Genomic DNA, 3,777 nt, shown 5'->3' with positions numbered 1-3,777 from the left:
GGACAGATTTCCATTATCCGCCTAGAAAGTAAATTAACCACTAACGCTTATTTAACATTTCAAAGTAATAGTGAATTGAATGACTTTCCGCTAGACAGTGTTACAAATAAATTGCAAATAGAGCCTAATTGCGCTTATAAAAAAGGAGATGTCTTGAAAGAGCCTCACCTTCGCCCATTTACAGCTTGGGAATATCACACAGAAACTCAATCTAATTGGGATGTGAATGACGTTTTACAGCCTCTTGTCACAACGTTCCAAAATAAAGTGACCGCTATTAATGAACTAAAAGCAGAATACGATTTAAGTGTTAGAATTTATTTGGTCGTTAGTATTATAAATGGTGAAACACCTGGTCTCTGTATTTATTCTGACGTTGCTCATTTTATATCTGCAATCAATGCCGATTTAGATATCGATATGTGGATAGACCCTTTCGTATTACAAGAAGAGTAACGTATACATACTAATACAGAAAAGATTCCCAAATCAAAGTTTGGGAATGTACCAAAAACCCACAAAGCGCGCTACAACAGCGTTTCGTGGGTTTCTTTGTGTCCGTGCGTTATACAGCTTTTTATGCAGTACCGCACAAACGTTGATTTCATGCGATTCGACGTTTTTCGACAGCTGCGCCCACGTGCATAAAATCCTGCATACAAAACAGCGCTTTTCACCGTTTTTATAAGGCTTTCCCTACCTTCTCTATCCCTCGCCTTGTAAAAACGCTCTAGGGGCCTCCTGTGGTGTTTAAACGGCTGTGAAAGATACAGTAGATACAGCGAGATACAAAAGATGGCTGCGCTCTTTTGAGACGATGAGGTGGTTTATGGGTTTATCGTGAGAAGCTTGCGTATGCAAGCTAAAAAGCGTGGGCGGTAGCGTAGCGAACCGTCCAACGATTTTTTACGCTTTGCAAGCCGAGGCTCGCGGTCAATTATAAATAGCAAAGCGTCAACATAACGCAGTTATTTTAACGAATGTGTCTCTTATTTTGACGCATGGAGCACCTCCATTTTTCGCAGAAAAAAGGAAGGTGCGTAAGTGCGCCCTTTGGGGTTTTTGCTTTTTTGTTTTTTCGAGCGCAGCGACACCATTGCACGTGAGCAAATGGAGAAAGGTTCTAGGAATATTCCTAGCAAGATGCGGAGCTTATTGAGGGGCTTACCATGGTAAACCCGTATCTTGCCCTTATGGCAAGATCAATAAGTGGCGCAGGCGTTTGGGTACCCAAACCCGTAGCTTGCCCTTCACTCAAAAATCACACATAGCTCTTAGCAACTTTTGACGATTTGAAAAAAAGTTACGAGAAAAAATGACACCAACAATTTCAAATTTGAGTTTCAGTTTAAATGAATTTGACATTCAAAATACCTCAACTCGCCATCAGTTTTTCTACCAAACACACAAAAAACATAGGGCTCATTTTGAGCCCTTTTGCGATTTTCGTAGGGCTTATTTTGAGCCCTTTTTGAAAAATCACGCTACCAGCGAAACACGAGGCTTTGCCTGGTCTTGCCACGAATGTGCAAGCACGTTTCCCTTATGCTCTTTCTCACAAAAATGCGCATACCGCGAAAAAAAGTGAATCATGTTTTGGAGAAAAAACAAAACCGCTTTTTCACGCAGCTGGGCGACTTTATTTTTCTAAAAATGCAGTTTTGTTTCCGTAACTTTTGCGTTGGAATTAAAAATGGGCAACACAAAGAAGCCTTTTTGAGCTGATTTTCAAAAAAGGTTACGCGAGCCCCAATTTTTTCAATACTCGTGCACGAGCTTCCGCTAATTCTGCTTCCTCTTCGGCTGAAAGGACTGTCTCGACACGCTCGTGACGTGTTGCAAACCAATCCGGCAATACTTCCGTACGTTTTGCGGCTGGCGCAGCTGAAGGAGTCGCTTGTGGCGTTGTCATATCGCTAATTTTGTTGTTAATAATGGCGTTTAGCATTGCCTGCTCGTTTTTCACACCTTGTTTATGCAGTAAAACATCCAGTGACTGGTACATAATCTGTTCTAATTGACTGTTTGACATGCCTAACGTGCCTTCTGAGCGCATTTTCTTCATTTTGCCGAAGATAACCTTCATAAGTTGACTAAAGCCTTGTATAGCGCCCTTACGAGCTTGTACTAACGCTTTTAATTTTTGATAAAAAGTTTTTACTGTATTTTGCGAATGAGACGTTTCTCCCGTAGGGGCAACGTCTTTTTTTAAGAACTTTTGTTTAGTTGGATATGGTTCAAAATCAGAAACAAGGGTGAAGTCGTTGGTATGACTAGGTTTGACGCATGTTACTGACTTTACCTTCTGACTTAACCTTTCGAGACAAAATGGCTTGATTTGATACACTTTCCCTGATGCTCGCCAACCGTTAAGGGTTCGTCTACTCTCAATAATCCCCAATGCCTCTAAGTCTTTAATGGCAAGATTGACGGTTTTATCGGACAGCTTTAAATCTTTTGCGATCGTTTGTTGTTTTGGAAATGCAATCCCTAGATACATTAATGCTCGACTGCCTAAATTACGCAGTACATCAATCACCGATTGACGTACATGATGTTCTTGTAACCAATCGACATAGCGCCAAATGTCTCGGTCCATCTCATCCTGTTTCTTAAATAGTGAGTATCTTTTAAGCTCTTGTGCTTTTAATGTGATTGTTGTCATAATGGTTCTCTCCTCTGGGGAACGAAAAAACGCCTACATCGTAAATATATGCGATGCAAGCGTCAGTAATGACAATTTTGATGAAAAGTAATCTAAAAGACTTGAACGACAGTAGAAGACTAGATATAATAATGCCTATATCAGTGCTTGCACTATATATTCAAACTTTGAAATTACCTTTCCCGAAATGCTGCATCGTATGTACGAGATACGATAAAGCGATTAGTCTAGGACTGCAATCCGAAACTAGTCACTGTGGAGAGGTTTTTTTACGTTCATTTTATTGTGTTAATCATAGTCATATCTGCGGAATTACGCAAGTTAAATATACAAAAAGTTTCCCAATTAACTCATCGGAAAACTTCGATAAAGCAGCTAGACATTCTTGTCTCAGCTGCTTTTTGTTTACCAAACAGTGGTTTGGGAATCTTTTTAACAATTTATTGTTAGCTATTCCAATAAAGGAATTTACTAAACTTTTCTCGAAATATTAAAAATCAACTTACTTAGAAGGAGAATTCTATGAACAAACGTGGAACAGGTGTTACTTTTATAGCAATCGCCTCATTTCTATTTTCAACGAGATATATAAGCGCCGCTATCTATGGTTCAAGTTCATCAAATTGGAATGAAGAATTATTTAACGCAATGTTAGAATTTATTGGCAACCCTTTAAGCATATGTGCTATTTTTGCATTATTAATCGGTTTAGCATACATAGTTTGGGCAGAATATGAAGAGTTCATCATAAAAAAGCGATAAATCAATATGGGGTCTCGTCAGATTTTCGCGGATTACCAACGATAAGAAATCTTATTAACGCTGGTTAGTAAGATTTTGTTTTTGAGCAATGTTTTGAAACAACTTTTGATGAAAATATAGCTGTTTTTTAAAGCGCAATCATTCTATCTCAAAAACAATCGTTTATAAGACATTTGCTTCTTATCGTTGCTGTATCAAATGTTTATGACTGCTAGACATCGCTTAACGTTGTAAATCCGCATTTTTATGGCGGGACCCCTTATAGTAAAGTTAATAAATCTGTATATATTTTAGATAAAAACAATCGTGGAGTTCGGACAGATTTCCATTATCCGCCTAGAAAGTAAATT

The 3,777-nt window shown here is 38.7% G+C and carries 3 protein-coding genes; 2 read left to right on the top strand and 1 reads right to left on the bottom strand.

All coding sequences use genetic code 11. The features are described from left to right. On the top strand, window positions 1-456 hold a 456-nt coding region (locus A6M13_RS12355), incomplete at its 5' end, for a DUF4279 domain-containing protein (protein ID WP_083998354.1). 1,282 nt (window positions 457-1,738) lie between these two features. On the opposite strand, the gene A6M13_RS12350 is transcribed toward A6M13_RS12355, so the two are convergent. Next, window positions 1,739-2,665 carry a helix-turn-helix domain-containing protein gene (locus tag A6M13_RS12350; RefSeq protein ID WP_066546806.1) on the bottom strand — a complete coding sequence of 309 codons (927 nt, stop codon included), beginning with the start codon at window positions 2,663-2,665 and terminating at the stop codon, window positions 1,739-1,741. A 522-nt stretch (window positions 2,666-3,187) separates the two neighbouring features. Between A6M13_RS12350 and A6M13_RS12345 the strand changes: the two genes are divergently transcribed. Beyond that, on the top strand, window positions 3,188-3,427 hold the full coding sequence (locus tag A6M13_RS12345; RefSeq protein WP_066546802.1) for a hypothetical protein: 240 nt from the start codon (window positions 3,188-3,190) through the stop codon (window positions 3,425-3,427). The last annotated feature ends 350 nt before the right edge of the window (window positions 3,428-3,777 follow it).

The sequence above is a fragment of the Caryophanon tenue genome (assembly GCF_001700315.1).
Classification (GTDB): domain Bacteria; phylum Bacillota; class Bacilli; order Bacillales_A; family Planococcaceae; genus Caryophanon; species Caryophanon tenue.
This window is presented reverse-complemented; position numbering and strand designations above follow the sequence as displayed.

What these genes read in the sequence shown, in the direction of transcription:
- A6M13_RS12345 (WP_066546802.1), top strand. Translation starts at nt 3,188, where the DNA reads ATGAACAAACGTGGAACAGGTGTTACTTTTATAGCAATCGCCTCATTT.
- A6M13_RS12350 (WP_066546806.1), bottom strand. Translation starts at nt 2,665, where the DNA reads ATGACAACAATCACATTAAAAGCACAAGAGCTTAAAAGATACTCACTA.